Here is a 24,886-nt window from a genome sequence, read left to right on the forward strand (position 1 = left end):
CACTTTCCTTACAGATGATGAACCGGAATTTCGACCACCGGGGCCGCGACGCGCCTGGGCATGTCGATAACGCCAATCTCTTCGTTGGTGAGGTAACAGCCGGGATCTTCTTCCCAGAAATCACCGGAAATGTTGTAGGCCCGAACCCGGGTGTTGCCGTTGCAGATGGCCAGGTACTGGCACTGGGCGCAGCGGCCTTTCACCGGCCGTGGTTTCTGCCGAAAACCTAGCATCAGCTCATCGCTGGCTTCTGACCAGATTCGTGAAAACGGCTTTTCGCGCACGTTGCCGAGGCTGTAGTCCCACCAGAAGGTGTCTGGATGGACAACGCCCAGATTGTCGATGTTGGAGACGTTCACGCCTGAGGAATTGCCGCCCCAGTTAAGCAGTCTCTGCTCCAGCGCAGGCACCTGGTCGGGGTAATGCTCCTTCGCCCACTGCAGCAGGAAAGGTCCGTCGGCGTCGTTATTGCCGGTGACGTATTCGCGCTCTATACCGCGTTTTAGCTCTTCGTGACAGTGGTTGAACAACAGGTTCATTGCATCCCGGGTCATGTCATACCAAGCGTCGCGCTTGCGGTTCCGGCCGCCACGGCCGGAGTAGTTCAGGTGGGAGAGGTAGAACTTGTCGATATCATGCTCGTCCAGCAGTTTGAGCATATCCGGCAGCTGTGTCGCGTTGTCCTGTGTGAGGGTGAAGCGTAGGCCCACTTTAATGCCGGCATCTTTGCACAGTTTGACCGCTTTCATGGAAGCGGCGAACGCGCCTTTCTTCTGGCGGAATTCGTCGTGGGTTTCCTCCAGGCCGTCGATGCTGATGCCCACGTAATCGTAGCCGGCGTCGACGATCTGCTGAATGTTGTCGTCGGTAATCAAGGTGCCGTTGCTGGACAGGCCCACGTAAAAGCCCATGTCTTTGGCACGACGTGAAATCTCGAAAATGTCTGGCCGCATCAGCGGTTCGCCGCCGGAAAGGATCAGTACCGGCACGCCGTAAGCCTTGAGGTCGTCCATGACGGTATAGACTTCATCGGTGCTGAGCTCACCCTTGAAATCAATATCCGCAGAAATCGAATAGCAGTGCTTGCAGGTGAGGTTACAGCGGCGGATCAGGTTCCAGATCACCACCGGGCCGGTTGGCTTCGGGATGGCTCTCACCGGAGCCGGATTCATCAGGCTTTTGATGTAGCGAGTCATTCTGAACATAGTGCTTCCCCTTGCGTTATTTGCGCAGCCGCAGGCCGGTTTTCTTTAGGATGGCCGAGCTGTAAAGAATGGTGTGTTGGCGACAGTCGTCGCCGAGCACTGCATGGATTTGTGCCGCTTTATCTTCCACTTCTTTTCGGGTGGTGCCGTGAACCATGGCAAACAGATTGAATGACCAGTAGGGCAGGTGGCGTGGCCGGCGGTAACAGTGGCTCACAAAAGGTAGCTCACCAACGGAGGCGCCTAGCTCTGCGATACGATCATCGGTAACGTCCCACACGGTCATGCCGTTGTAGCGATAGCCCAGGCGATAGTGATCGGGCACTGCAGCAACACGGCGTATCACCCCGGCTTCCTGCAGTGCTTGGAAGCGGGCAAGTACATCGTCGGCGTTCATATCCAGCTGCTTACCCAGTTCCGCCCAAGGGTCGGATACCAGCGGCAGGCCTGCCTGGGTGGCAAGAATCAGTTCGCGGTCGCGTTTTGTTGTAAAGGCGTCAGACTGGGAAGTGGAGGTGGACATGGAACTCTTGCTCCTTCGGCATGTTGTAAACGGGATAACCGGTGGTGTTTTCAATGGCGTCGAGGGTGCTTTCAATAGCGCCTTGCGTCTCGGTTGCCAGCACAAACCACATGTTCAGATCGTGCTCTCGGCGGTAGTTGTGGGCCACTTCGTCAAACCCGTTGACCTGTTCGGTAACCCGCTCAAAATCCGCCTCCGGGATACGCATGGCTGCCAGAGTGAGGCCGCCGCCCATTTCGCCGGCGTGGAACATGGGGCCAAAGCGTGTCAGTACGCCGTCAGAGAGTAGTTTTTTAAGGGTATCCAGAACCTGCTGTTCGTTGAGGTTTAGTTCTTCTGCGACCGCAGCGTAAGGCCGGCGCACGAGCGGCAAGCCGTGTTGCAAACGGTTGACTAGAGCCTTCTCAACAAAGTCGAGATCGGCAATCGGTGCCTGGCGGCGAGATTCAATCGTGGCTGACATACCGTCCTCCACGCTGCCGGTAGGCTTTGTTGCTGAACAGCACGGAATGATGAATGTGCTGAAGGTTGTACTCAGCGATCAGGCTGTCCAGTTGTGCCAGTACGCGCTCGCGATTGGTACCGTGAATCATGCAGAACAGGTTGTAGGGCCAGTCTGGGAGCCGTCTTGGGCGCTGGTAGCAAAGAGTAATAAACGGCACGCCCGCCATGGCTTTGCCCAGGGCCTGTACTTGGTCATCGGGGATGTCCCAGACCACCATGGCATTGGCGGTGTAGCCCAGGGTGCGGTGCTTCACCACTAGCCCAAAGCGTTTGATCAGGCCGTCGTTCTGCCATTGGGTAATGGTATTCATGACTTCCTGCTCTGAGAGACCGGTGCGCTCTGCGAGCGCCTGATAAGGCCGGGGTGTAAGTGGCAGCCCCGCCTCAAGTTGCTGCCTCAGCCGTAGCAGCCCCCAGGCGATTATAGCGCTTGGGTCTGTGGGCTCGGGGGACAGGTGATCGGCCGACGAAAAATGGCTCATAACAAGGCCTCCCAGTCGATATCGAAACCCAGGTCAATGTGATAACCCTCCACCATAGGGAGGCGCAGCATGGGCAATTTCAGTTCCTGTTCCAGTTCGTCGAGACGCTCTTCCAGACGTTCGTTATCCGGTGCGGTCATGACAAACCAGAGATTGTAGGTGTGCTCTCGGGCGTAGTTGTGATTCACCCCCGGAGCACGGTTAATGCGGGCGGCTACCAGATCTATCTGCTCTTCTGGAGCCGCCACAGCAGCCAGCAGACTTGCGCCTGCTTTTCTGTGTTCAAACACCGGCCCGACCCGGCCGACGACATCGCGGGACTGTAACGACTGCAACCGTTCAATGACCTCCTGTTCGGAGATGCCCAGTTGCCAGGACATTTCCAGGTAAGGTCGCTCACACACCGGCAAATGCCGCTGAAAGTGGTTGATCAGTTGCTGATCCGTATGATCCAGTCTCATTGTTCGTCTTCTCCGGGTCGGCGCGGCTTAGGGCTCTCTATGGGCTGAGAGCTCTCTATAGGCTGAGGGCTCTCTAGTAGACGTCGTGCTGAGTGTTGTAGACGTTGAACTTGCCAGTCGGAGTGACTAGGCGTTCGTCGTCGATAACCTTTTTCAGCTTGCGGGTCTTGTCGTCCACCACCACGATGGCTGATTTCTGGTCTTTGCCATTCCACACAGAGAACCAAACCTCGTCGCCTGCCACGTTGTACTCCGGCTGCACGACTCGTTTCGGGCCTTCACCTAGATTTGCCCATTCGGCGATTGGCAGCACGTCATAGCCGGCATCCAGATCGTCGATGCTGTACACAGCAACACTCTGGCTGACGGACTCCGCCGGGTTCAGGGGAGTATCAACGTACAGGTTGTTGGATTTCGGATGGGTCTTGATGAACAGCGAACCGCCGCCCTGGCCATTGAGGGTGCGTACCACTTTCCAGGCGTTGTCCGGGTGGCCTTCCGGATCTGTTCCAATCATCTGAATGGTTGCGTCACCTAGGTGACTGGTTGCCCAGACCGGGCCATGCTCCGGATCCACAAAGTTGGCGCCACGGCCAGGGTGGGGGATTTTGCCCACATCGACCAGTGCTTCCAGCTCACGCTCTTTGGAGTCAACAACTGCGATTTTGTCGGACTGGTTGGCAGCAGTCATGAAGTACCGCATGCTGCTGTCCCAGCCGCCATCGTGCAGGAATTGTGCTGCGTCAATGGTGGTGGTGCTCAGGTTGTCCAGATCTTCGTAGTTGACCAGCATGATTTTGCCGGTCTCTTTTACGTTAACAATGAACTCGGGGTGTTCGTGAGACGCAACGATGGCTGCAACCCGTGGCTCCGGATGGTATTCCTGAGTGCCCACGGTCATGCCCCGGGTAGAGACGATTTTTAGCGGCTCCAGGGTCTGGCCATCCATAATGGTGAACTGCGGCGGCCAGTAAGCGCCTGCTATCGCGTACTTGTCTTCATAGCCTTTGTATTTGGAGGTTTCTACCGAGCGTGCTTCCAGACCAATCTTGACCTTGGCAACGGTATCGGGATGCTCCATCCACAGATCAACCATGTTGATCAATGCGTCGCGACCGATAACGAACAGGTAGCGGCCGGAGGCTGACATGCGAGAGATGTGCACGGCATAGCCGGTTTCGATGATTTCTACGATTTCCTTGGACTCGCCGTCGATCAGGGCGATTTGGCCAGCGTCGCGCAGGGTAACGCTGAACAGGTTTTTAATATCCAGGTCGTTCATCTGTTTCTTGGGCCGGTCTTCGGGCGCCACAATCACTTCCCAAGTCTCCATCATGTCGGCCAGGCCCCACTCTGGAGGCACTGGTGGCTCATGCATCAAGTACTTGGCCATCATCTCGACTTCGTCTTCGGATAACTCGCCCGAGGTGCCCCAGTTGGGCATGCCAGCCGGAGAGCCGTAAGTGATGAACGTCTTGAGATAATCGATGCCCCGTTCCTGCGTGATGTCCGGGGTCAGTGCCTTGCCAGTGGCGCCTTTGCGCAATACACCATGACAACCGGCGCAGCGCTCAAAGAATATTTTTTTGGATTTTTCAAACTCGGCATCGGTAAGATCTGGCGCGCCCGGCGAGCGGACAACTTTAGCGGATTCCGACGAAATTGGGCTGGCAGTCCCCTCGTATGCACTCTCAGCCGGGTCAGGGTTCTTTGGGGCAGCACTTGCGGTCATCACGCCGAACGACGCGACAGCCACGGCCAGTGCCAGTGGTTTCAGGAATGGATTGTTCTCTCTCATCAGGCTCTCTCCTTCGATTTATGAGTGTTGTTAGGTTTCGCTTCTTTGCTCTGATGAACATTGATTTAAGTCACATGAATGTTAATTATCCAGTGGGTACCTACCCATGGGTACAACCAAAGAGTGGTTGTGACAGGAGATGTTTTTAACCAATATCAACGATGTGTTTGATAGGCGGCTTCAACATGTGGCCAACCCGCTGCAGATCCATGGGAGAAACACCGCTGTGAACGGTTCCGGAAGGAGGGGTGAGGCAAGGCGGCAAGCTGGCGCCAAAACGGTGTTATTGATGCTACTTTTTGCGCCGTCGGCACTGCTGGCTGGCGAGCACTCGTATAGCTTGGCCGATCTTGAAAATCTTGTGTTGCAGGACTGCGGCTCGTGCCACGGGATGACCCTCAAAGGCGGGCTTGGCCCGCCTTTGCGACCCGAAAATCTTGGCCATCTGCCAGAGGAAGCCATCACCGCTATTATCCGTGAGGGTGTTCCGGGCACCGCAATGCCACCTTGGGAGCCTCTGTTGGCTCCCGCCGATATTCAATGGATCAGTCAACAACTTAAAGCCGGCGCACTGGTCTCGCCCTGACCGTTAACCTCGAGGACTCACAGGATGGTTCAGATAATCCGCTCTGCGAAACGACTTTTAATGCTGTTGCTGTTTTCGGCACTGGTGAGTGGTTGTCAGGCTTTCTCTGAAGCTGACTCGCAGAACACAGCGCCTGCAGCCGCCACTGATGGTTTGATGGGTACCGGCGACTTGGGCCTGATTGTCGAGCGGGCAACGGGTTCTTTGTTGGTTATCAACACCACCAGCCACAGCGTGATCAGCCGTATTGAAGGGTTGGGGGATTTGTCTCATGCATCTATTGTGTACTCACGCGATGCTCGCTATGGCTTCGTGTTTGGTCGCGATGGCGGCCTCACCAAAGTAGACCTGCTCACGCAGTCCATTGTTGGCCGGGTAATCCAATCCGGCAACAGCATTGGTGGCGCTATCTCCCAGGATGGCCGCTACGTTGCGGTGTCCAATTATGAACCGGGTGGTGTGAAGGTTTTTAATAGCAAAACACTGGAGCTCGTCGCCAATATTCCTGCTACCTATACCCGGGAAAACGGTGAAACCGCTCAGTCCAAAACCGTTGGCCTGGTAGACGCGCCGGGTAACCGGTTTGTGTTCAGCCTGTTTGATGCCGGTCAGATCTGGATTCTGGATATGCCAGATGGTGTAACTGACAGCAAGCCCGAGGTGACCCGGTTCGATGCCGGTAAATCCCCATACGATTCCATGATCACACCGGACGGGCGCTACTACATTGCCGGCCTGTTTGGCGAAGATGGCCTGTCGATGCTGGATCTCTGGGATACCGATGCCGGCGTCACAGAAATCCTGCCCAATTACGGCAAGGGCGAACAGGCACTCCCCGTATACAAAATGCCTCACCTAGAGGGTTGGACGGTCGCCGACGGCAGAGCCTTTGTGCCAGCCGTTGGGCATCATCAGGTACTGGTGGCAGACATGGAAGACTGGTCCTTGGTGGATAAAGTACCGGTACAAGGCCAGCCAGTTTTCGTGATGGCCAGCCCGGACAATCGGCGCATATGGGTTAGCTTTGCGCATCCGAAAAACGATGTGATTCAGGTGATTGATTCCCAAACCCGCAAAATCATCCGTACCCTCGAGCCGGGCAAGGCAGTGTTGCACATGGAGTTTACGCCACGGGGTGAGGAAGTTTGGGTGTCGTCAAGGGACAGCAACCGGGTAACGGTTTACAACACCCGCACTCTGGAGCCGGTTGCCGAGCTGGACGCGCAAAACCCCAGCGGCATTTTCTTTACCAGCCGGGCCCATGTGCTTGGGTTATAAGTGCATTCGGGCATTAGCATGCGTGGCATTTCTGTCATGCATGCCGGTCGCAACAACGGCCGATGAGTTTTTGCCGGTTGTTCTGACTGTCGACTCGGTAACCCGCGTAACAGACGTTGCGCGCTATCGCTTTAGCTGGCAGCTAGAAAAGCAGGGATGCATAGCCGACATTCGCTTTGGTAGCGAGTCTCTTGAGGCCGCATTGATGTTCCGTTTTTCAGCGCCAGACAGCCAGGGCGCGGTTACGTTGAGTGTCAAGAACCGTGATGGCGAGTCGCCTCGCCCGGCTTGGATAACCCGTAGAACGTCGGGTGTTCGTTCAGTTTCCGAGCTAGAGGCTCGGGATTTGGCCACAGTTGCAGGCCGGGATCCGTTGGCATCCAGACTGCCTCTTGCCGCACTGGAAGCGGAAGGAATACGCCCGGCGCCGGAACGAATTTATGAGGCAGGAGACTTCAGTTCAGCGCTCGGTCTTCTGCTGCATAACAACACCCATGCTGCGGTTTCCGAGGCAGGGTTTGCTGGCCAGTTTCTTGAACACCGGGATCTGGTGATTACCTGGCTTGGTGCGCCGGTAAAAGCGGTAGGTTGGTACCGGGGAGTTGGCTGGAGTGAACAGGCACTGGCGTGTGAGGAAGCGCTTAGCCATTTAAGCCGGGTGGATGATAAGCAGGCGTTTGCTGTTTTTCCTGAATGGGTTCATGGTTTTGCCAGAACCGACGATCAGTAACAGAGGATTGTAATACATGACGTTTTACCAGCCAGTTGGTAATGAGATAGAGATGTTCCAAGCCGCCGCAGACAATGGCCTGCCGATTTTGATCAAAGGGCCTACAGGCTGCGGTAAAACTCGGTTTGTACGTTATATGGCCGAGAAATTGAATCGACCCATTTATACCGTAGCCTGCCACGATGATCTGACGGCTGCCGATCTTGTTGGACGACACCTGATCGGCCCCGAAGGTACTTACTGGCAGGATGGCCCGTTGACCCGAGCGGTGCGCGAAGGTGGCATTTGCTACCTCGATGAGGTGGTAGAGGCCCGCAAGGACACAACCGTGGTACTGCACCCGCTGGCGGACGATCGCCGGGAATTGCCCATAGAGCGCACCGGTGAGCTACTGACTGCCGCACCGGGCTTTATGCTGGTGGTTTCGTACAACCCTGGATATCAGAGCTTGCTGAAAGGCATGAAACCAAGCACCCGCCAGAGATTTGTATCCCTGCGGTTTGATTACCCTTCACAAGAGTTGGAACAAGCCATCGTGGTAGAAGAATCCGGTTGCGACCGCGATCTCGCGCAGCAACTCGTTAGCCTTGCAACAGCGCTGCGCAACTTGAAAGACCATGATCTGGAAGAGGCTGCATCAACGCGGTTGCTGATTCACACGGCCTTGCTGATACGTGCAGGCTTGCCAACGGCCGAAGCCTGCCGCGCGGGTATGATCGAGCCGCTCTCAGACGACGAAGCAACAGTTAATTCATTGATGGAGGTGGTATATGCAGTATTCGGGCGCCCGGACGAAACCCGCTAGCGGAGCGATTGTTCCAGTCATCTGGTATTTGTTGAATTTGCTGGTAACTCCGGTTATCGGATTTGCGGTATTGCTTTGGTTGTTTATCCGACGTTCAGAGGTTAACGAACTACGCCGGGCTCATACCCGGGCTGCACTGTTTATGTCACTGATTGGTTTTACCTTGATCAGTTCGGGGATTGCCATCAGCTGGATGTTCTTCGGGGATGTGGGGCATTTCGGGACGTTTGCCTTGGTTTGGGCAATCGCGTTGCACACCGGTTTTGTACTTTGGGGGATGGTCTCTCTGACGCAAGCAATGTCGGAGAAGATGCCGTACTTCCCGGCTAAGTGGCTCTAGCCTGTTAGGTTGGGGGTGCCAGCCGCCCCCTGTTATCGGCTTTGTGAAGCTTTAGCGTTCACGTAATTGTATGAAACCCCGCAACCACGACAACCACTATTGGCGCCCATCCATGAGCCAGCATCCGCCATCCGCGCGGTGCACTCTTCATTTCCATAAAGTGATCCACCAGCAGTAGAGATTTCACGATCACCATTGCAAACACCAGCCAGGCCAGAAATTCCGGTCCTATACCGGCCTCTAGAACAATCACTGGTAAGGCTGTGCAAATCATCAGAGCGAAATAGACTGCCAACATTGCTAGCTCTCCCTAGGCCAGTACGTAAATTATTGGGAATAGCACCAGCCACACCAGGTCCACCATGTGCCAGTACGAAGCACCGGATTCCATGCCGTTCATATCCGAGCCGTCATAGTCGCCGTTGCCTACTTTTACGGCAAGAATGATCAGGATGATCTGCCCCAGAATCACGTGCATGAAGTGAAAGAAGGTCAGGAAGAAATAAAACATGAAGAACGTGTCCGTACCCAGGTTATAGCCCAGGCTATACAGGTTCACGTATTCATACATTTTTCCAACGGTGTAAATGCAGGAAACCGCAACCGCAAGCCACAAGCGCCATTGCACGCCCGAGCGCATTTCACGGAACTGGTGAACCGCCGTAGCGACCAGATAGCTGGCGGTAATCAGTGCAGCGGTATTCAGCAGCCCGATCCAGGGATGCAGAACTTCACGACCGGCGTGAAACGTGGCTGGGTCGAAGCTGCGGGCGACGGCGAAGCCGATGAACAGGATGCCGAATACGGCCAGCTCGGCAAAAATAAATATCCATACGGCGATATCACCCGGAAGCTGGCGTGTATCGGATTCCGGATCAGGTTCAAGAGCTAAGTCCGTCATATCACTGAGTCAGGTTCAGGTAGAGTTTGGGGAGCTGGAGCGGTAGCTGCGCCGGGTCGCGGATCACCACGTAGTTATTGCTGCCAAATACATAAGGCAGATATTCGCTGGCGTCGTCATCAATGGTGACGCAAAACGGCGTAAGGCCCGCTTTGTGGGCTTCCTGTACCGCCATGCGCGTATCTTCCACGCCGTATCGGCCTTCGTACTGATCCAGATCGTTGGGTTTGCCGTCTGTCAGCAACAACAGAATTTTCTGTTGTTCGTGGCGTGCCACTAGCAGTTTTGTGGCCTGGCGAATGGCGGCGCCCATACGGGTATAGAAGCCCGGCTCCAGGGCCTGAATTCGGCCCCGAATGGTGCTGGTATAGGCTTCATCAAACCCTTTCAGGTGATGGAACCTCACGTGGTCACGCCTTCTTGATGAAAACGCAAACAGGGCGAACGGGTCGCGACTGGCTTGCAGAGCTTCGCTAAGCAGTTGCAGGCCGTCCCGGGCAACGTCAATAACCCGCTGATGGTTGTTTATATACGTTTCGGTCGAGAGCGACACATCCGCCAGTACCAGGCAGGCGAGATCGCGCTGGTTCTGCTGGCAACGCCGGAACAGTTTTTGGTCGATAGACCCCTGGCCGCGCCGGCTCTGGACTTCCCGTTCAAGGCAAGCATCCAGATCCAGCTCGTCGCCGTCCAGCTGCCGTTTTTGCCATTGTTTGAGTGGCTTCAGTGCGCTGAACTGGCGTTGCAGACGTTTTGCCGGTCGGCGCAATGCTTCCGGGAGGTCTGCGGGCGCGGCGTCTTTTGCCAGCATGGGCTGCAGGCAACAGAAGGCTTCTCGATAGCTCTGGCTACGCCAGTCCCACTCTGGCAAGTGAATGCCCGGCCCAAGATGCAGGTCGTCGTGCTCTTCCGAGGGCAGGTCGAGATCAAATTTGATGGACGACGAGGTTTCCTTGCGGTCATTGGAGACGGAAATCATATCCATATCATCCGCAACCGCCTCGGCATCTTCTTCGTCTGTGTCGTCGCCTGCACGGTCAACCGGAATGAAGTCTGTCCAAGAAAACAGGCTTTCCAGGCGAAAAATCATCAACCCCTGATCGCGATCGAAGGCGTCCACTCGCTCTGCCTGGCGGCGCTTGTTCTTCTTGGTCAGGCCCCCGGGGCTGGATTGAGTGTCCTCATCGCCGGTTACCGGTCCGTTGGCTTTTCCTTGTTCCAGCGCCGGGTACAACCAAAGGATGACCGGCCAAGGGTCGGTATCAGCAGCGGGAAGGGCAGGCACGCTACCCGGGTGAATAAGTGCTTGCCGGATTGCCTGTTCGCGAATGGCTTCTGATGGAGAAAGGCTCTCTGGTTCAGGGCGCCAGTGCAAAACCTGCTTAACCAGGCGCTGATAAACAATTTCAAGCCCCGGCCAACGCACGATCACATCTTGAACCAATGCCTGATTGCCGGTAAACCAGTCGCTATCAGCTGGGGTCGGGGAAGCCGCGAGTGCGGCCAGCCAGATATAAAGATCCCGGTTCAGGCGTTTGGATGAGAATTTGGCCACTCTTTCAGGCAGGCGCAGGTTCTGTTCATCCCGCCAAGCCAGTTCAAATTTCCGGTGCGTGCCCGCAATTTTGTGTAAAAAACGTCGGCGCAGGCGAAAGTGCCGGGGTTCTGCCGTCACCAAGCTGAGGGCCGGGTCGCCTCCAAATGCGCGGAATACAATGCCTAGGCTGCGGGCTTCATCCTTCAGGTAAACGGCGTGCTCAGGGAATTCACCCAGAGCTTGGCGAGTAATGTATTCATGCCATTTGTAGCCGACCCACTCTTCCATCTTGAGCTCCTGTTAAGCCCGCTGTTTGGCGGGTTTGTTGTCAAGTTGGTGGTTGGTAGTTAATTGGTGAACAGGAATTAGAACAGTCTGCCGGCTCGGTACGCCGGGTTGCCAGTGTAGCAGGCTGCCTTCGGGGTTATCTTTTTGCACTTCACGGCAAGCGCTCACGCATTGCAGGCATTGGGTGCACGAGAACTTTGCGCGTTTGTGGCTGCGGGTTGGAAGCCGCATGGGACAGGCCTCGTCGCAGGCTTTTGTGCAGTCACGGCAGGCTGCCGCGCGCGTGGTGTCAAAGGTCACGAGCTGACCGCGGCCATGGGTCATCCAGGCAATGCTCTGTACGACGCCGAACACGCAACCGTATTTACAAAAAAGATGGCGCGCAAACAGAAAGTCCAGCGTGAAAGCCGTGGTTGCTGCGGCCAGAAAAATGCTCGGGTAAAACGCGAGGTTGCCAGTGACCAAGTCCGTATATAACGGAATGGGTGGCAGTAGGTATGAGAGTAGGGCCAAGGCCCATGAAAAACCAATAAGGGCGCAAACCAGGGTCAAGCCGGCCCAGTGTATGACCTTGCCACGGCGGCCTTTTTTAAGGGCTTCCCAGAGTGTCGGACGACCGGTAATACGCGTCATCAGTTGGTTGATGGTTTCTACTACAGAGAAGTGCGGGCACAACCAGCCGCAGTATATTCGTCCCCACTTCCAGGCAACCCACAGTACAAGGGGAACCAGCACCAGAATGGGAAGAATGAACCACAACAAAACCTGGCTGGCGACGTCCACAGGAGAACTTTGCGCCACCCAGTCGAGATTCAGATTTAATGAAAGTGGAAACCCGAGCAGTACAAATCGGGTTTCCGTTAAGTCATAGCGAAAAATATTTAGCACCGGTGCGAGCAGGAACAGCCCGAAGAAAGCAGCTCGAGTGATCAGCCGCTTGCTTTGGAGTGTGTCCTTGGGATTAGCTTGCTGCACGGTCACAATTGCGTTCCAAATAAGTAGGGCCGGAAACAAGTTCCGGCCCTGTGGGTTTGCGGATGGCGGGTTTATGCGTCCTTAAGTGCAGGGCCGCTGTGGACTTCGTCGTCAAAGGACGCCTGCCCCTTGATAAAGAAGCTACAGAGGTACACCACAAGCCCGGCCATGAAGAAGCAGCCGGCAACCAAGCGCGCCCAGTAAAACAGTGAGATGTTGTCCTGGGTGGCCATGAATGACAGCGCTTCGCCGCTTTCCGGAATGCGTTGCAGCCAGATTTGCAGTATGCCTGCGCCGGTCAGGAACAGCGTGATGAAGACCATGGAAATAGTCATCAACCAGAAGCCCCACATTTCCACCACCTGGGCCTCGTTGCTGTTGCCGTAAGGGCGGCCACGCATGATTGGCATGGCGTAGGAAATGATGGTGAGCACGATCATCACATAGGCGCCGTAGAACGCCATATGGCCGTGGGCCGCAGTGATCTGACTGCCGTGGGTATAATAGTTTATCGGTGCCAGCGTATGCAGAAAGCCCCACACGCCTGCGCCCAAGAAAGCCATTACAGCGGTGCCCATGGCCCATAGCGTGGCGACCTTGTTGGGATGATTACGCTTGCGCCGGTTGATCATGGTGAAGGCAAACAACACCATCATGAAGAACGGCAGAGGTTCCAGTGCCCCGAACACAGAGCCCAGCCACAGCCAATACTCGGATGGCCCGATCCAGAAGTAGTGGTGCCCGGTGCCGATGATGCCGGTAATCAGCGCCATGGCAATGATGATGTACAGCCACTTCTCGATGACTTCCCGATCTACGCCGGTGATTTTGATCAGCACGAAGGCCAGGATGGCGCCCATGATCAGTTCCCATACGCCTTCAACCCACAGGTGTATTACGAACCACCAGAAGTACTTGTCGGTGGCCAGGTTGCTGGGGTTGTAGAAGGAGAACATCCAGAGAACTGCCAGGCCGATCAGGCCGGTGATCAGTATAATATTAACCACGGTTTTGCGGCCTTTGAGCGCGGTCATCATGATGTTGAATATGAACCCGACAAACACCAAGGCCATGCCTATTTTGGTAATAGTGGGTTGTTCAAGAAACTCCCGGCCCATAGTGGGCAACAGTCTGTTCATGGTGATTTCCGCCAGCGTGGCGTAATCCACAAACAGGTAGCCAAGAATGGTCAGCGTGCCGGCAGCGGCAAAAACCCAGAACAGGATCCACGCAAGCAGCGGGCTGTATAGCTCGGTTTGCGCTTCTTCTGGCACCAGATAGTAGGCTGCACCCATAAAGCCGAACAATAGCCACACGATCAGCAGGTTGGTATGAACCATGCGCGCAACGTTGAAGGGTATTTCGGGGAATAGAAAATCACCCACCACGTACTGTAAACCCAGAATCAGGCCGAACACGATCTGACCGGCAAACAGAATCAGGGCGAAGACAAAGTAGGGCATCGCGACCCGTTGAGACTCGTATTTCATGTTTTCTCCCTTAGCCTTCAATGTTGGGTGGCCAGCCGTTATCGTCGATCTTGGACGTCCATTCTAGGAAAGACGCCAGATCATCGATTTGCTGGTCGGTTAGGTTGAATTGTGGCATTTGCCGGCGACCAGGCACATTGGTGGGCATGGCGTTCATCCAGGCGTTCATGTACGCCTTGAAGACTTCGCTATTGCCCGCACCGCGGCGGTCGAATACGTTGGCGAGTTCCGGCGCAAAGTAAGCGCCCTCACCCATAATGGAGTGGCAGCCGACGCAGTTGTTGTTTTCCCAGACGTGTTTGCCCCGGACTACTTGCTCGGTAAGCTTATCCCTGTTATCCCGCTCGGGCATCGCCCGCGATTGGGTATCGAAAGTCAGGACCAGAAACAGCAGGATGAAGAACGTACTTCCCCCCAGATATATGTTCCTGGCCATGCTTTTGGTAAAGCGTTCGGCCATTGGTCTCTCTCCTTGGTCGTTGTGGAATACTTGACTGCCCTACTAGGATATAAAGATGCATACAAAATGCTGTTGATGATTATCAATCATTGCGGGAAATCACACTATTGCGCCGGGGAGTTACCTCCGTAGGGGTAGGTGCTAGACTTCTCGCCCTATTTTTCCTGAACCTGGATGTCCGGAACCATCATGGCCGCAGCGCTGGTGTTGTTTTTTAAGCTAATTCCGCTTTATGTAACGGTGGCTCTCGGCTGGGTGGCGGGCCGCTACTTGGAGGCAAGTGGAAAGCACATTGCGGGTATCATGCTTTATATTGTTACGCCCTCGGTGGTTTTCTCAGGGGTAATGGCGGCTCCGCTTTCCCCGGAAGTGATTTTCCTGCCGTTTTTGGTGTTCGGGTTTGCGTCTGTGCCGGCCATTGTGCAGTTCAAACTGGCGCAGCGGGTGCTTACGGATGGCAGTGCCAGCATTATTCCGTTGTGTGTGGGGTCGGGCAACACAGGTTATTTCGGTGTGCCGGTGGCATTGTTGTTGTTCGGTGAAGAAGGGCTGGCGATCTATATTGTGTGCATGTTGGGCGTTACCCTGTTTGAAAGCTCAGTGGGGTTCTACCTCGCCGCACGTGGCCGGCATGACCTAAAAGAGTCGCTATGGCGGGTCGCAAAGCTGCCGTCGGTTTACGCATTTCTGGCAGCCGTGGCGCTCAATCTTTCAGGCATAGGTATTCCCGATGTGTTTATGCCACTTTTTGACAACCTGCGCGGTGCCTACAGCATTCTGGGCATGATGATCATTGGCATGAGCATTAGCAGTTTTCGGGGATTGGTGGGCAACCTGCGCTTTACCGCTCTGGCATTTTTCGGCAAGTTTGTGGCGTGGCCGCTGATGGCAACGGCATTCTGGTGGCTGGATTCACAGGTTCTGGGCGTTTATGAGCCGGCGGTTCACAAGGCCATCTTCCTGATTTCCATTACCCCCATTGCGGCCAACACGGTCGTTATCGCGACGTTGCTGGATACCTCTCCCCGACAGGCTGCAGGCACAGTAATGCTGAGCACGCTCTTTGCGCTGGTGTTTATTCCGGTGATGATTTCACTGGCGTTCTAGCCATAGGTGCGGCGCTGGTGTTGGCTTCAGCAATATCGGCCCGGGCATGGCGTATTACGCTGATACCGGCGGTTATTGCCAGGGTGCCCATAATCGCAGCGACAGTAAGATCTGGCCACGCGCTTCCCGTGCCAAAAACCCCCAGTGCGGCTGCCACGACTGCCAGGTTGCTGATGACATCATTTCGGCTGCATAGCCAGACCGAGCGCATATCAGAATCACCTTCTCGAAATCGAAAAAGCACAAATAAAACGGCCAAGTTAGCAACCAGAGCCAGCAGGCCAACTGATCCCATGGTAAAGGGTTCGGGGGTGGTTCCTTGCTCCATTACCCAGAGTGCACGCGCCCAAACAACCGTGCCGAATACCGCCATGGTAATGCCTTTAACCATGGCCGCGCGGCCCCGCCAGAGCATGCCCAGTGACAGAACCGAAAGTGACAGAATATAGTTAGCGCTATCGCCAAAGAAATCGATGGCGTCTGCCATCAGCGAAACCGAGCCAGATTGCAAGCTGGCGGCACCTTCCACGAAAAACATGGCCAGGTTCACCCACAGTGCAATCCAGAGTGCGCGACGAAAGCCCGGAGCCGGGGATTGCGGTTCTGGGCCAGAGCAACTGCATGCCATAGACACCTCCTTTTGTAAGCAGGCTTTTATTAAACTCCCTGTAGTGACTACAGGGTCAACACCAAGCAAGCAGTTTTGGCAGAATGTTAACTTTTACCTGGCCTGTGGGTTCCCGGCACGTGATTATCGTGCCCGCTGTTCTTGTTATGCAGCTCTTCCAGTTCCGAGCTCAACCCTCCCAGAATACCGCACTCCTGAACTGTGCTCGCGTCCGAGCATGCTTTCTGCAGTTGCTGCAGATTTTTTTCAAGATTTTCGAGCTCCTTCAAACGATCGCGCACATGATCCAGGTGGCGGGCCAGAAGGGCATCGACTTCGTGGCAGTCGGCTTCGGGATTCTCGGAAAGCCGAATCAGCTCACGGATCTCGTCCTGGGCCATATCAAGATTACGACAGCGTTTGATGAACAGAAGGCGATCCAGGTGCACATTACGATAGACGCGATAATCACTGGAGTCCCGGTCTGGCTTTGATAGCAAACCGATTTTTTCGTAGTAGCGGATGGTTTCCACGGGAACGGATGAGCGCTTGGATATTTCACCGATTTTCATCGTATCTGCACTTCCTGATTATTATTGATCTGGTCGGTGTCGGGGCGAAGCCGTTTTGGTTATGGTAGGAAGCCACCATATCATTTGTGAACATTTACAGGGAGATTCACCTTGCTGGATCGGCTGCAACGCATGCTTGGACTGCAGACCATACCGGGTGTGTTTTTTACATCTGCAGGAATAGCGGCGCTGTTTGTGGCGCTTGCCATACCTTTTGATCAGGAAGTCTCGGATGCCTTCGGCATTCTGACGGGCTGGGTTGCGCAAAACCTCGGCTGGTTCTACATACTCACTGTTACCTCACTTTTGGTTTTCCTGCTTGGGCTTGCGGTCAGTCGTTATGGGTCTATTCGCCTTGGCGCTGACGACTCCCGACCGGACTATTCCAATCTCGCCTGGTTTACCATGCTGTTTGCCGCCGGCATTGGCACCATTTTGATGTTCTGGGGTGTAGCGGAGCCGGTCTCCCACTTCGCCAATCCACCGTTCGAGGGCGTCCGTGCCGGCAGCGACCGCGCGGCCAGCGACGCCATGACAGTAGCGCTTTATCACTTTGGTCTGCACACCTGGACGATCTTTGCCATGCCCGGGCTGGCCATCGCTTACTTTTCCTACCGGCACAATCTTCCCATGCGCATCAGCAGCCTGTTCTACCCGATTCTGGGTGAACGGATATACGGCCCCTGGGGCTGGTCCGTGGATGTGATTGCCGTGCTGGGCACCCTGTTCGGTGTGGCGACCTCTCTTGGGCTTGGTACTCTGCAGCTTAACAGCGGCCTGTCTTACCTGTTTGGTGTTCCCTCAACAGGATGGGTTCAGGTGCTGTTGATTGCCGTGATTACCAGTATCGCGGCGACCTCAGTGGCCCTGGGGCTGGACAAGGGCGTGCGCCGTTTATCCCAGATCAACATTGTGCTGTCGCTGCTGCTGATTCTGTTTGTATTGGTGGTAGGGCCAACGGTTTTCATTGCCGAGGGAATGGTTCAGAGCGTTGGTGATTACTTTAGTGCCCTGCCTTGGCTGTCATTCTGGACCCAGACGTATACCGAGTCGGACTGGCAGCGGCAGTGGACGTTGTTTTACTGGGCCTGGACGATTACCTGGGCACCTTATGTGGGTATCTTTATTGCCCGGATTTCCCGGGGCCGGACTATCCGGGAGTTTATTGCCGGCGTGCTGTTCGCGCCAACCGTATTTTCCCTGGTCTGGTTTGGTGTGTTCGGGCTCTCCGCCATCCACGTTGAAATGAACGGAACGGTGGCACTGGCAGAACAAGTGCAGCAGGATCCTTCGGTGGCGATTTTCGCCTTTCTGGAAGCATTTCCGCTGGCGAATGTGGCCTCGTTGCTGAGCATTATCATTATTGTTATTTTCTTCACAACGTCTTCTGACTCTGCGTCGCTGGTCATTGATATGCTGACGCGGCGTGAAGATCAGCCTTCGCTCGTGCGTCAGCGGATTTTCTGGGCTGCGGCTCAGGGTGTGATTGCTGCATCGCTCCTTCTGGCAGGCGGGCTGGATGCACTGCAGAACGTGATCACCTCTCTGGGCTTGCCGTTCTGCATATTGCTGATTTTTATGGCGGTTTCGCTATTTCGGGCGCTGAGAGCCGATTATCGAGGATATTCCGTCAACGAACTTGTGCAGGGGCGTGCATTCCCGCAGGTGGAAGCCGTTACCGTGACGAAACAGGAAGGACAGGAGAGCCAGAATGTACCGTAAAATACTGTTAGCCATAGATTCCGAAGACGATGGCGAGGGCAAGCGGGCGCTGGAAGAGGGCGTGAGGTTGTTGGGTGAAGGCAGCGAGCTACATCTGGCCACGGTGTTCGATCCCGGTGGTGCCGGGTTCTTTCCCCACATTACCGCGGATGCGCCAGAAGACCGAGAAAGCGAGGTGCGGGAAAGCCTTAGTTTGCTGGCGCGCAAATATCTGCCCATGCCGCATAGCGCTAGCCTTCACGTGGTAGCCGGCACGCCGGGTGAAAAACTGGTGGCACTGGCTGCCAATATCGGTGCAGATCTGATTATTCTGGTGTCCAAGGGCGCGGGTAGTCGCTGGCCAATGCGCCGGGCCACAGTGGAGTGCGTGGCCGTTAACGCCTGCTGCGCTGTGCTTGTACTGCCAGCCCTTGCGAAAGCCCCAGACGAAACCGAAGACAGTCTCTAAACCGACGCAACGCTCGGGAGCTTTGGGACCGTCAACACCCGGAAGCATTCGGGCAGCCAGAGATGGCCCTTTCCCACTGAATGGTCACATGCTGGATGTTGAAATCGTGGTTCAGCATGTGAGTAGCCTGTTCGATTACCTGATCGTCGTCTCCGGAATTCGGCTTTACAAGGTGTACGGTCAGGGCATTTTCTGTGGTGCTGAGCGCCCAGATATGCAAATGATGAGCGGATTCCACTCCGGGCAAGGACTGCAGCTTTTCAGCAACATCGCCCGGGTTAATGCCTTTGGGTACGGCATCAACCGCAAGGCTTACGGAGTCTTTCAGTAGCCGCCAGGTGCCGATAAATATCACTACTGCAATCACTAAGCTGACCATCGGATCAATCCAGCGCACATCAGTGACCATGATGACCACTCCGGCAATCACCACGCCCACGGACACCAGTGTGTCCGCCGCCATATGCAGGAACGCGCCCCGAATGTTCAGGTCGCCTTCCTGACCTTTTAGAAACAGCAGCATGGTAAGCCCATTAACCAGCACGCCAATGCCGGCCACAACGATAACCGTCAGCCCTGCCACTTCGGAGGGTTCGTTGAACCGGCGAATGGCTTCCCAGGCAATACCCCCAACAGCAGCAATCAGAAACAGCGCGTTGAACAGAGCCGCCAAAATGGTGGTTTTTTTGAGGCCGTAGGTGTTTCGGTCTGTGGCTTTGCGGCTAGCCAGCCAGCTTGCGGTCCAGGCCATAATCAGTCCCAGAACATCGCTCAGGTTGTGCCCGGCATCGGCTAGCAGTGCCAGAGAGCCGGCTAGCACGCCGTAAACGGCTTCAATAAGCACGAACCCCAGGTTGAGAAAGACAGCAATAGCAAAAGCACGATTGTGGGTGTCGAAGTGTTCCGCGTGGCTGTGGCCATGACCGTGACTGTGGTTGTGCATGAACGCGCCCTGAACTGTTGGAGTAAGTTTGCGTTAGTAAAAACCCTGTAGTTGATACAGGGTCAAGCCGCATTGATGCGGCTTTGTACATTTTACCAATATGGCGTTAACTGATGGGCAACACTTATACGTTTCTGAAACGCCAGAGGATTGTTTATGGATCGCTTGAGCGAGCGCTTGGCTGTGCCCTCGGTGTTGATATTCGACTGGCATGGAACCCTGGTGGATACCCACGACGCCATGTTCAGTGCCATGGAAGATATGTTGCCACAACTCGAAGAACTAGGGCTGGTGGATCAACTGCTGCTGGAAGGGCAGTGCCGCACTGAAGATGATGCGAGGCTGGTTCGTTATATTCGTATTTTCCGGCGCCTGCATCCGCGTATTCTGGCGGAGCGGCGGGTATCAAGAACCGACATATTCAACGCGATTTTTGGTGACAATACAGCCGCCAAATTAATTGCTCACCAAGCCTACAATCAGGCGTACCGCCGTTATTTTGGGCAGGTTCGGCCTTTTCAGCCAGGAGCATATGAATATCTCTGCGCGCTACGAGCCATGGGTATTCGGCTGGCTGTTGCCACCAACCGAAACCGAGAGTTTTTCGATAAGGAGCTGAAAACCGTTGATGAGGGTCGTTGGCAGCATCTGTTCGAAGCAACCGTATGCGCCGATGACGTTACACAATACAAGCCTGATCCACAGGTAATTAACAGAGCGCTGGAGAACCTGAACCTCCCGGCAGATACCCGCGCCTGGTATGTTGGCGACAGCTACGTAGACATGCTCACGGCCAGTCGAGCCGATGTTTCCGGTATCTTCTACAACGGTGCTTGCTGGGAGCCAGATCGTATTCGCGGCTGGTTTTCCCGGCGTGATGCGCCTCTGGCCGTACTGGACAGCTTTGAAGAACTGATGGATCTTCTTGCCTTGATAGAGCGCGCAGAGCCAGAGAAATTCCTGCGCACTCCGGCAGAGGTTCGCCCCAGCCCCTTTCCTCCGCCTGACCGCCCGGAACCGCGAATAGAATCTGACTGGCACCCTGCCGTGGTCAGGCTCATTCGTCCGGAGATAGTGCTGTTCGACTGGCACGCCACGCTTGTGGATACGCTCGATGCCATGTACCACGCGGTGGATGACATGTTCCCGGATTTCCACACACTCGGGTTGATGCAGCGAATGGTCACGCCCGAGGACAGTAAGACCCCGGAAGATGCGAAGCTAGTGGCCTACGTGCGTGAGTTTGCCAAACTTCACCCCAAGGTGAAGGCCGACCGGAAGATCTCTCGCACAGATATTTTTGAAGTGCTCTTTGGCGATGATCAGGAAGCAAAGCAGGTTGCGCATAAGGCGTTCAATCACCATTACCGTAATCACTACGGCACAGTAAAAGCGTTTGAAGCAAAGGTGCGAGCGGTGCTTGAAGGATTGCGACGCCTGAACATTCAGGTGGGTGTGATTACCAATCGCGACCGCGAGTTTTTCGAGCATGAACTGGCGGCTGTTGAAGATACCGGCTGGGTGGAGCTGTTTGATGTGGATGTCTGTGGTGACGATACGCCCCTGCGTAAACCGCACCCGGATCAGCTCCTGCTGGCAGTGCAGAAGCTCGACTATCCGCCTGACCCCAGTGTTTGGTACGTCGGTGATAGCACCACAGATGTGATTGCGGCCAAACGCGCCGGCATGACGTCCGTTTTCTTTAACGGCGCACAGTGGGACTTGCCCTGGCTGAACCGGATATTCCCGGGCACCCACAAGCACCCGGACAAGCCCGATGTGGTGGTAAATGACTTCTCGGAGTTCTGGGCGCTGGTGCTTGCCTGCGAAGTGGGGCCGCCTTAAATGCCCATGGCTTTATCAATATCTAAACCCAGCACAATTACCCCGTTAGGAGCTTCGCCGGCGCTAGAAAACACGGGCACGCTCACTGTGATCTGGAACCGGGCGGTTGAGCGATCGTAACGAATGGGTGAGATAAAAAGCGCTTTTCGAGCGCGTGGTTCTTCTGCAGGCCCGCTTCCCGCCACTTCCATAAACTTAGGCTCGTCACCCTGCCAGAAATCAGAGGTGAGCCGGCTCATGGCTACGATTGCACCCATGTTATTAACCACCATGGCTTCTGTGACCAGGCCCTGATAGGCGTTCTGCCAAGTCTCCAGGGTTTCTGATGCGGGCAGCGCCAGAATGTGCGCCGCCAGTGGCAGCGTGGCCTCTGGCGCCAAGGCTTGCCATTTGCCATCGATGGTAAGCACTTCGGCGAGGGTTTCCGGCTGTGGGCCGGCCTTTAGGGCTTGCTGTACGTCCAGCAGCTCCGTCAGTTCAGCTAGCAACTGTTTTGTCAGAGCCTCAATGTGCTGTGTCTCCCGGCCGGTTAGCGTCAGCGTTTTTTCCATACAACCCGGAAGCGCACGGTTGAATGCGGGCAGGAATTCCGGGTGCTTCTTCCCAAAGACTTCACTAACATAAAGGTGCAGCGGAGCGTAACGAAGGAAATGCGAATGCAGGCTATCTACGGGGGAGCTGCTTTTGGCGTTCAGCCCTTCCATCAATCGATCATCCATTAGCGCAGAATCAATTCGCCCTCGTTCAAGCAGCGCAGGTAGCTGGCTGGGCGAGGCAACACTCAGGTAAATGCTGTAGCCATTTGTCTCCAGCCAGACCTCCTCGTTGCTGCCATCTACAACGCCGATCCGGTGCTTGCTGGGCTTGGCCGATCGGTCAGTGGTAAAAAAGTACCACTTCTCCAGAGCAACCGGGTTGCTGCGGCTGGCAATGGCATCCAGTTCTGCGGATGGGTCTGCTGCAAAATAGCCGTCTGCGATGTTTCGTTTCAACGAATAGATAGCGCGCCTCTGAGGCGCCACGGTAATTTGCGCAGACCAGCCGGCCTGCTTTGCGGCACAGGTTACGGTGTCTACGGTTTCGCCACCTATGGCCCCGCGATCATCTCCATCAGCTCCCGCGGTTTGATAAGGCGGAGCTTCAAAGGTAACAAGGTTCAGCTCAGCTGGCTGTGCCAAGCATACTTGAAACACAAGCATTGCTAAGACACCAAGTGCAATTTTTTGATATTCCATTAAGACTGCTCATTCCGTTTGTCAGCGAGGTATAAAGTATATAGGACACTAGCAGTTGCAAAGGCTTTTTTAAATGACCTCAATATGGGCCAGCAGGCTCTCAGCCCTTTTTCGTATGGTGATTGGTGTAATTGGCTTCTTCATGAACCTCCGCCATAACGATTCTGTCGCGCTCGCGGTCAGCCCCTTTAAGCGCGCTCCGGCGACAGGCGGATTTTGCCCTTAGAGGCATGCAGGCAATTACCCTAAGGTGGTAGTGAGAATACGCCTTGAGCTCAAGGGTGGTTCAGGCGTCAAGCTGATAAAATTCTAATATTGTTCAAGATGACTCGCATCAAGATGCGCGCCGCCTGCCCAGCATATAATGCTCCGCGCCTCGGCTAGTCTTCCCATTACACGCACAGAGTTTTTATTATGGCTTCCAATCCCGCACCGCAGACTGCTGAATCCACACTTCCGGAGTTCATCTGGGATGATGCGTTGATCAAACGCTACGATCTCAGCGGGCCACGATATACCTCATATCCAACAGCCGTGGAGTTCGATCAGAATTACCCAGTGGAGCAAATGGTGCAGGCAGCAGCCCGCAGTAAGGCCAGCAACCGACCGCTGTCTCTGTATACCCATTTGCCGTTCTGCGCGCACCTTTGTTACTACTGTGCCTGTAATAAGGTGATTACCAAGAAGCGCGACAAGGCCATGCCCTATGTTGAGCGTGTACTGAAGGAAGCGGCCATGCAGTCAGAGCTGTTTGGCGCGGATCGCCCGGTAAAACAGTTGCATTGGGGCGGGGGCACACCGACCTTCCTACCCAACGACGTGATGCAGGAACTGATGGAGGGCTACGCCGAGCTATTCAATCTGCAAAGCGGAGATGAGCGAGATTACAGTGTGGAGATTGATCCCCGTGAAGTGGATCAAGATACCCTGCCGACACTGTGGAAACTTGGCTTTAATCGCATCAGCTTGGGTGTGCAGGATATAAACCCGAAAGTTCAGAAAGCCGTCAACCGGATCCAGCCCCGGGAAATGACCGAAGCAGTTCTGAACGAGGCGCGGCAGCTTGGCTTCCATTCAATCAACCTTGATCTAATTTACGGCCTGCCGCACCAAACCCCTGAGAGCTTTGCGGATACTCTGGAAGTGGTGCTAGAAATGTCGCCGGACAGGCTGTCTGTGTTTAGCTATGCCCACCTACCAGATCGCTTTTATCCGCAAACCCGAATCAAGGACGACACGCTGCCATCGCCGCAGCAGAAACTGATCATTTTGCATAACACTATTAACCGCCTGCTTGAGGCGGGTTATGAATACATTGGCATGGACCACTTTGCCAAGCCGGATGACAGCTTGGCGGTGGCTCAACGTGCCGGGCGGCTGCACCGGAATTTCCAAGGCTATACCACGCACTCCGATTGTGATTTGGTGTCTTTGGGAGTGTCTGCCATTGGCCAGACAGACGACGCTTACTTTCAGAATAACCACGACCTGCCCACATGGGAGGCCTCTATAGACGCCGGCCAGCTCGCGATTACCAAAGGCGTAAACCTGACCCGAGACGACCGTCTTCGCCGGTGGGTGATTGGCCAGCTTATCTGCCAATTCCGTCTGGATCGCCAGCAGTTTGCAGCCGAATGGAGCGAAGATTTTGATCGTTACTTTGCAGACGAGCTCAGCCGTCTAAAGCCTATGATTGCCGATGAACTGGTTAGTGATAACGGCCAAATACTGCAGGTACAGCCCGCTGGTCGATTGCTGATTCGCGCCATCTGCCAGATCTTCGATTTTTATCGCAAAGAAGGCGCCAGCCAGCGGTTTTCCCGCATTATCTGATTGATCTTCACACCTGCCGCAATCCGGGGCCTTTCGTGCCCCGGTAAATTCTTACGACCTCTAAATACTGGACTCGCGCCTTTTTTTGGAGTAGCTTCTAAGTGTTCCTTACAGAAAATTCAGATCACGCGCCCTAAATTAGAGGCGTTGTGCTGGCCAGACACCTTTCTTGGCTACCTTCCCGGCCGGAAAAAAGCAGCTTCTGCCAACT

27 protein-coding genes are annotated in these 24,886 nt (G+C 55.1%); 10 read left to right on the forward strand and 17 right to left on the reverse strand.

Annotated elements, in window-relative coordinates; all coding sequences use genetic code 11:
* Positions 1–8 precede the first annotated feature (8 nt).
* From nirJ to CPH80_RS18690, 6 genes are all read right to left on the reverse strand, one after another.
* Complete coding sequence (nirJ, locus tag CPH80_RS18665) at positions 9–1,205, reverse strand: heme d1 biosynthesis radical SAM protein NirJ (RefSeq protein WP_096280210.1); 1,197 nt, start codon at positions 1,203–1,205, stop codon at positions 9–11.
* Positions 1,206–1,221: 16 nt separating this feature from the next.
* Positions 1,222–1,728 (reverse strand): Lrp/AsnC family transcriptional regulator, encoded by a 507-nt coding sequence (locus tag CPH80_RS18670; RefSeq protein ID WP_096280212.1) that lies wholly within the window; start codon positions 1,726–1,728, stop codon positions 1,222–1,224.
* A complete protein-coding gene (locus tag CPH80_RS18675) occupies positions 1,703–2,191 on the reverse strand; it encodes an Lrp/AsnC family transcriptional regulator (RefSeq protein ID WP_096280214.1) in 489 nt (162 codons plus the stop codon). The genes CPH80_RS18670 and CPH80_RS18675 overlap by 26 nt, the downstream gene beginning before the upstream one ends.
* Complete coding sequence (locus CPH80_RS18680) at positions 2,175–2,714, reverse strand: Lrp/AsnC family transcriptional regulator (protein ID WP_096280216.1); 540 nt, start codon at positions 2,712–2,714, stop codon at positions 2,175–2,177. Before CPH80_RS18680 ends, CPH80_RS18675 begins: the two co-directional genes overlap by 17 nt.
* Positions 2,711–3,175: an AsnC family transcriptional regulator gene (locus tag CPH80_RS18685; protein WP_096280218.1), complete on the reverse strand. Its 465-nt coding sequence runs from the start codon at positions 3,173–3,175 to the stop codon at positions 2,711–2,713. The genes CPH80_RS18680 and CPH80_RS18685 overlap by 4 nt, the downstream gene beginning before the upstream one ends.
* Before the next feature lie 73 nt (positions 3,176–3,248).
* On the reverse strand, positions 3,249–4,973 hold the full coding sequence (locus CPH80_RS18690; RefSeq protein ID WP_096280219.1) for a nitrite reductase: 1,725 nt from the start codon (positions 4,971–4,973) through the stop codon (positions 3,249–3,251).
* Between the two features lie 289 nt (positions 4,974–5,262).
* On the opposite strand from CPH80_RS18690, the gene CPH80_RS18695 reads away from it, so the two are divergent.
* Genes CPH80_RS18695 through CPH80_RS18715 form a run of 5 tightly spaced genes read left to right on the forward strand, consistent with a single transcriptional unit; the run spans position 5,263 to position 8,712 of the window.
* Positions 5,263–5,559: a c-type cytochrome gene (locus CPH80_RS18695; protein WP_096281787.1), complete on the forward strand. Its 297-nt coding sequence runs from the start codon at positions 5,263–5,265 to the stop codon at positions 5,557–5,559.
* Between the two features lie 24 nt (positions 5,560–5,583).
* Positions 5,584–6,837: a cytochrome D1 domain-containing protein gene (locus CPH80_RS18700; protein WP_096280221.1), complete on the forward strand. Its 1,254-nt coding sequence runs from the start codon at positions 5,584–5,586 to the stop codon at positions 6,835–6,837.
* A gap of 40 nt (positions 6,838–6,877) precedes the next feature.
* Entirely contained in the window at positions 6,878–7,567 is a 690-nt protein-coding gene (locus CPH80_RS18705) for a hypothetical protein (protein WP_096280223.1), read from the forward strand.
* A gap of 16 nt (positions 7,568–7,583) precedes the next feature.
* The gene (locus CPH80_RS18710; RefSeq protein ID WP_096280225.1) at positions 7,584–8,372 is read left to right on the forward strand and encodes a CbbQ/NirQ/NorQ/GpvN family protein; all 789 of its coding nucleotides are present in this window, start codon (positions 7,584–7,586) and stop codon (positions 8,370–8,372) included.
* On the forward strand, positions 8,338–8,712 hold the full coding sequence (locus tag CPH80_RS18715; RefSeq protein WP_096280227.1) for a hypothetical protein: 375 nt from the start codon (positions 8,338–8,340) through the stop codon (positions 8,710–8,712). Before CPH80_RS18710 ends, CPH80_RS18715 begins: the two co-directional genes overlap by 35 nt.
* A gap of 58 nt (positions 8,713–8,770) precedes the next feature.
* Here CPH80_RS18715 and CPH80_RS18720 read toward each other — a convergent pair whose 3' ends face one another.
* The 6 genes from CPH80_RS18720 to CPH80_RS18745 all read right to left on the reverse strand — a co-directional run bounded on the left by CPH80_RS18720 (position 8,771) and on the right by CPH80_RS18745 (position 14,363).
* Positions 8,771–9,010 (reverse strand): cytochrome C oxidase subunit IV family protein, encoded by a 240-nt coding sequence (locus CPH80_RS18720; RefSeq protein ID WP_096280229.1) that lies wholly within the window; start codon positions 9,008–9,010, stop codon positions 8,771–8,773.
* Between the two features lie 12 nt (positions 9,011–9,022).
* Positions 9,023–9,613, reverse strand: a complete 591-nt coding sequence (locus CPH80_RS18725) for a cytochrome c oxidase subunit 3 (RefSeq protein ID WP_096280231.1) — start codon at positions 9,611–9,613, stop codon at positions 9,023–9,025.
* 1 nt (position 9,614) lies between these two features.
* A complete protein-coding gene (locus tag CPH80_RS18730; protein ID WP_096280233.1) occupies positions 9,615–11,438 on the reverse strand; it encodes a nitric oxide reductase activation protein NorD in 1,824 nt (607 codons plus the stop codon).
* 12 nt (positions 11,439–11,450) lie between these two features.
* Complete coding sequence (locus tag CPH80_RS18735; protein WP_096281789.1) at positions 11,451–12,419, reverse strand: 4Fe-4S binding protein; 969 nt, start codon at positions 12,417–12,419, stop codon at positions 11,451–11,453.
* 65 nt (positions 12,420–12,484) lie between these two features.
* Positions 12,485–13,903: a cbb3-type cytochrome c oxidase subunit I gene (locus CPH80_RS18740; RefSeq protein ID WP_096280235.1), complete on the reverse strand. Its 1,419-nt coding sequence runs from the start codon at positions 13,901–13,903 to the stop codon at positions 12,485–12,487.
* Between the two features lie 10 nt (positions 13,904–13,913).
* Positions 13,914–14,363 (reverse strand): c-type cytochrome, encoded by a 450-nt coding sequence (locus CPH80_RS18745; protein WP_096280237.1) that lies wholly within the window; start codon positions 14,361–14,363, stop codon positions 13,914–13,916.
* 189 nt (positions 14,364–14,552) lie between these two features.
* Here CPH80_RS18745 and CPH80_RS18750 point away from each other — a divergent pair, with 189 nt between their 5' ends.
* Positions 14,553–15,470, forward strand: coding sequence for an AEC family transporter (locus tag CPH80_RS18750; protein ID WP_096280239.1), 918 nt, complete (start codon positions 14,553–14,555; stop codon positions 15,468–15,470).
* Here the strand turns inward: CPH80_RS18750 and CPH80_RS18755 are convergent.
* Positions 15,439–16,098 carry a cation diffusion facilitator family transporter gene (locus tag CPH80_RS18755; RefSeq protein ID WP_096280241.1) on the reverse strand — a complete coding sequence of 220 codons (660 nt, stop codon included), beginning with the start codon at positions 16,096–16,098 and terminating at the stop codon, positions 15,439–15,441. The genes CPH80_RS18750 and CPH80_RS18755 overlap by 32 nt on opposite strands.
* Before the next feature lie 86 nt (positions 16,099–16,184).
* Positions 16,185–16,649: a Cd(II)/Pb(II)-responsive transcriptional regulator gene (cadR, locus tag CPH80_RS18760; protein ID WP_096280243.1), complete on the reverse strand. Its 465-nt coding sequence runs from the start codon at positions 16,647–16,649 to the stop codon at positions 16,185–16,187.
* A gap of 111 nt (positions 16,650–16,760) precedes the next feature.
* On the opposite strand from cadR, the gene CPH80_RS18765 reads away from it, so the two are divergent.
* The gene (locus CPH80_RS18765) at positions 16,761–18,371 is read left to right on the forward strand and encodes a BCCT family transporter (protein ID WP_096280244.1); all 1,611 of its coding nucleotides are present in this window, start codon (positions 16,761–16,763) and stop codon (positions 18,369–18,371) included.
* A complete protein-coding gene (locus tag CPH80_RS18770; protein ID WP_096280246.1) occupies positions 18,361–18,819 on the forward strand; it encodes a universal stress protein in 459 nt (152 codons plus the stop codon). Before CPH80_RS18765 ends, CPH80_RS18770 begins: the two co-directional genes overlap by 11 nt.
* A 31-nt stretch (positions 18,820–18,850) precedes the next feature.
* Here CPH80_RS18770 and CPH80_RS18775 read toward each other — a convergent pair whose 3' ends face one another.
* Positions 18,851–19,762 (reverse strand): cation diffusion facilitator family transporter, encoded by a 912-nt coding sequence (locus CPH80_RS18775; protein WP_096280248.1) that lies wholly within the window; start codon positions 19,760–19,762, stop codon positions 18,851–18,853.
* A gap of 156 nt (positions 19,763–19,918) precedes the next feature.
* On the opposite strand from CPH80_RS18775, the gene CPH80_RS18780 reads away from it, so the two are divergent.
* Positions 19,919–21,607, forward strand: coding sequence for an HAD family hydrolase (locus tag CPH80_RS18780; RefSeq protein WP_096280250.1), 1,689 nt, complete (start codon positions 19,919–19,921; stop codon positions 21,605–21,607).
* Here CPH80_RS18780 and CPH80_RS18785 read toward each other — a convergent pair.
* Together CPH80_RS18785 and CPH80_RS21750 are read right to left on the reverse strand one after the other, a co-directional pair.
* The gene (locus CPH80_RS18785; protein ID WP_096280252.1) at positions 21,604–22,842 is read right to left on the reverse strand and encodes a transporter substrate-binding domain-containing protein; all 1,239 of its coding nucleotides are present in this window, start codon (positions 22,840–22,842) and stop codon (positions 21,604–21,606) included. The genes CPH80_RS18780 and CPH80_RS18785 overlap by 4 nt on opposite strands.
* Positions 22,843–22,942: 100 nt before the next feature.
* Positions 22,943–23,074, reverse strand: coding sequence for a cryptochrome/photolyase family protein (locus tag CPH80_RS21750; RefSeq protein WP_227520251.1), 132 nt, complete (start codon positions 23,072–23,074; stop codon positions 22,943–22,945).
* A 182-nt stretch (positions 23,075–23,256) separates the two neighbouring features.
* On the opposite strand from CPH80_RS21750, the gene hemN reads away from it, so the two are divergent.
* Entirely contained in the window at positions 23,257–24,675 is a 1,419-nt protein-coding gene (gene hemN, locus CPH80_RS18790; RefSeq protein ID WP_096280254.1) for an oxygen-independent coproporphyrinogen III oxidase, read from the forward strand.
* Positions 24,676–24,886 lie beyond the last annotated feature (211 nt).

Source organism: Marinobacter sp. LV10R510-11A (assembly GCF_900215155.1).
Taxonomy (GTDB): Bacteria; Pseudomonadota; Gammaproteobacteria; order Pseudomonadales; family Oleiphilaceae; genus Marinobacter.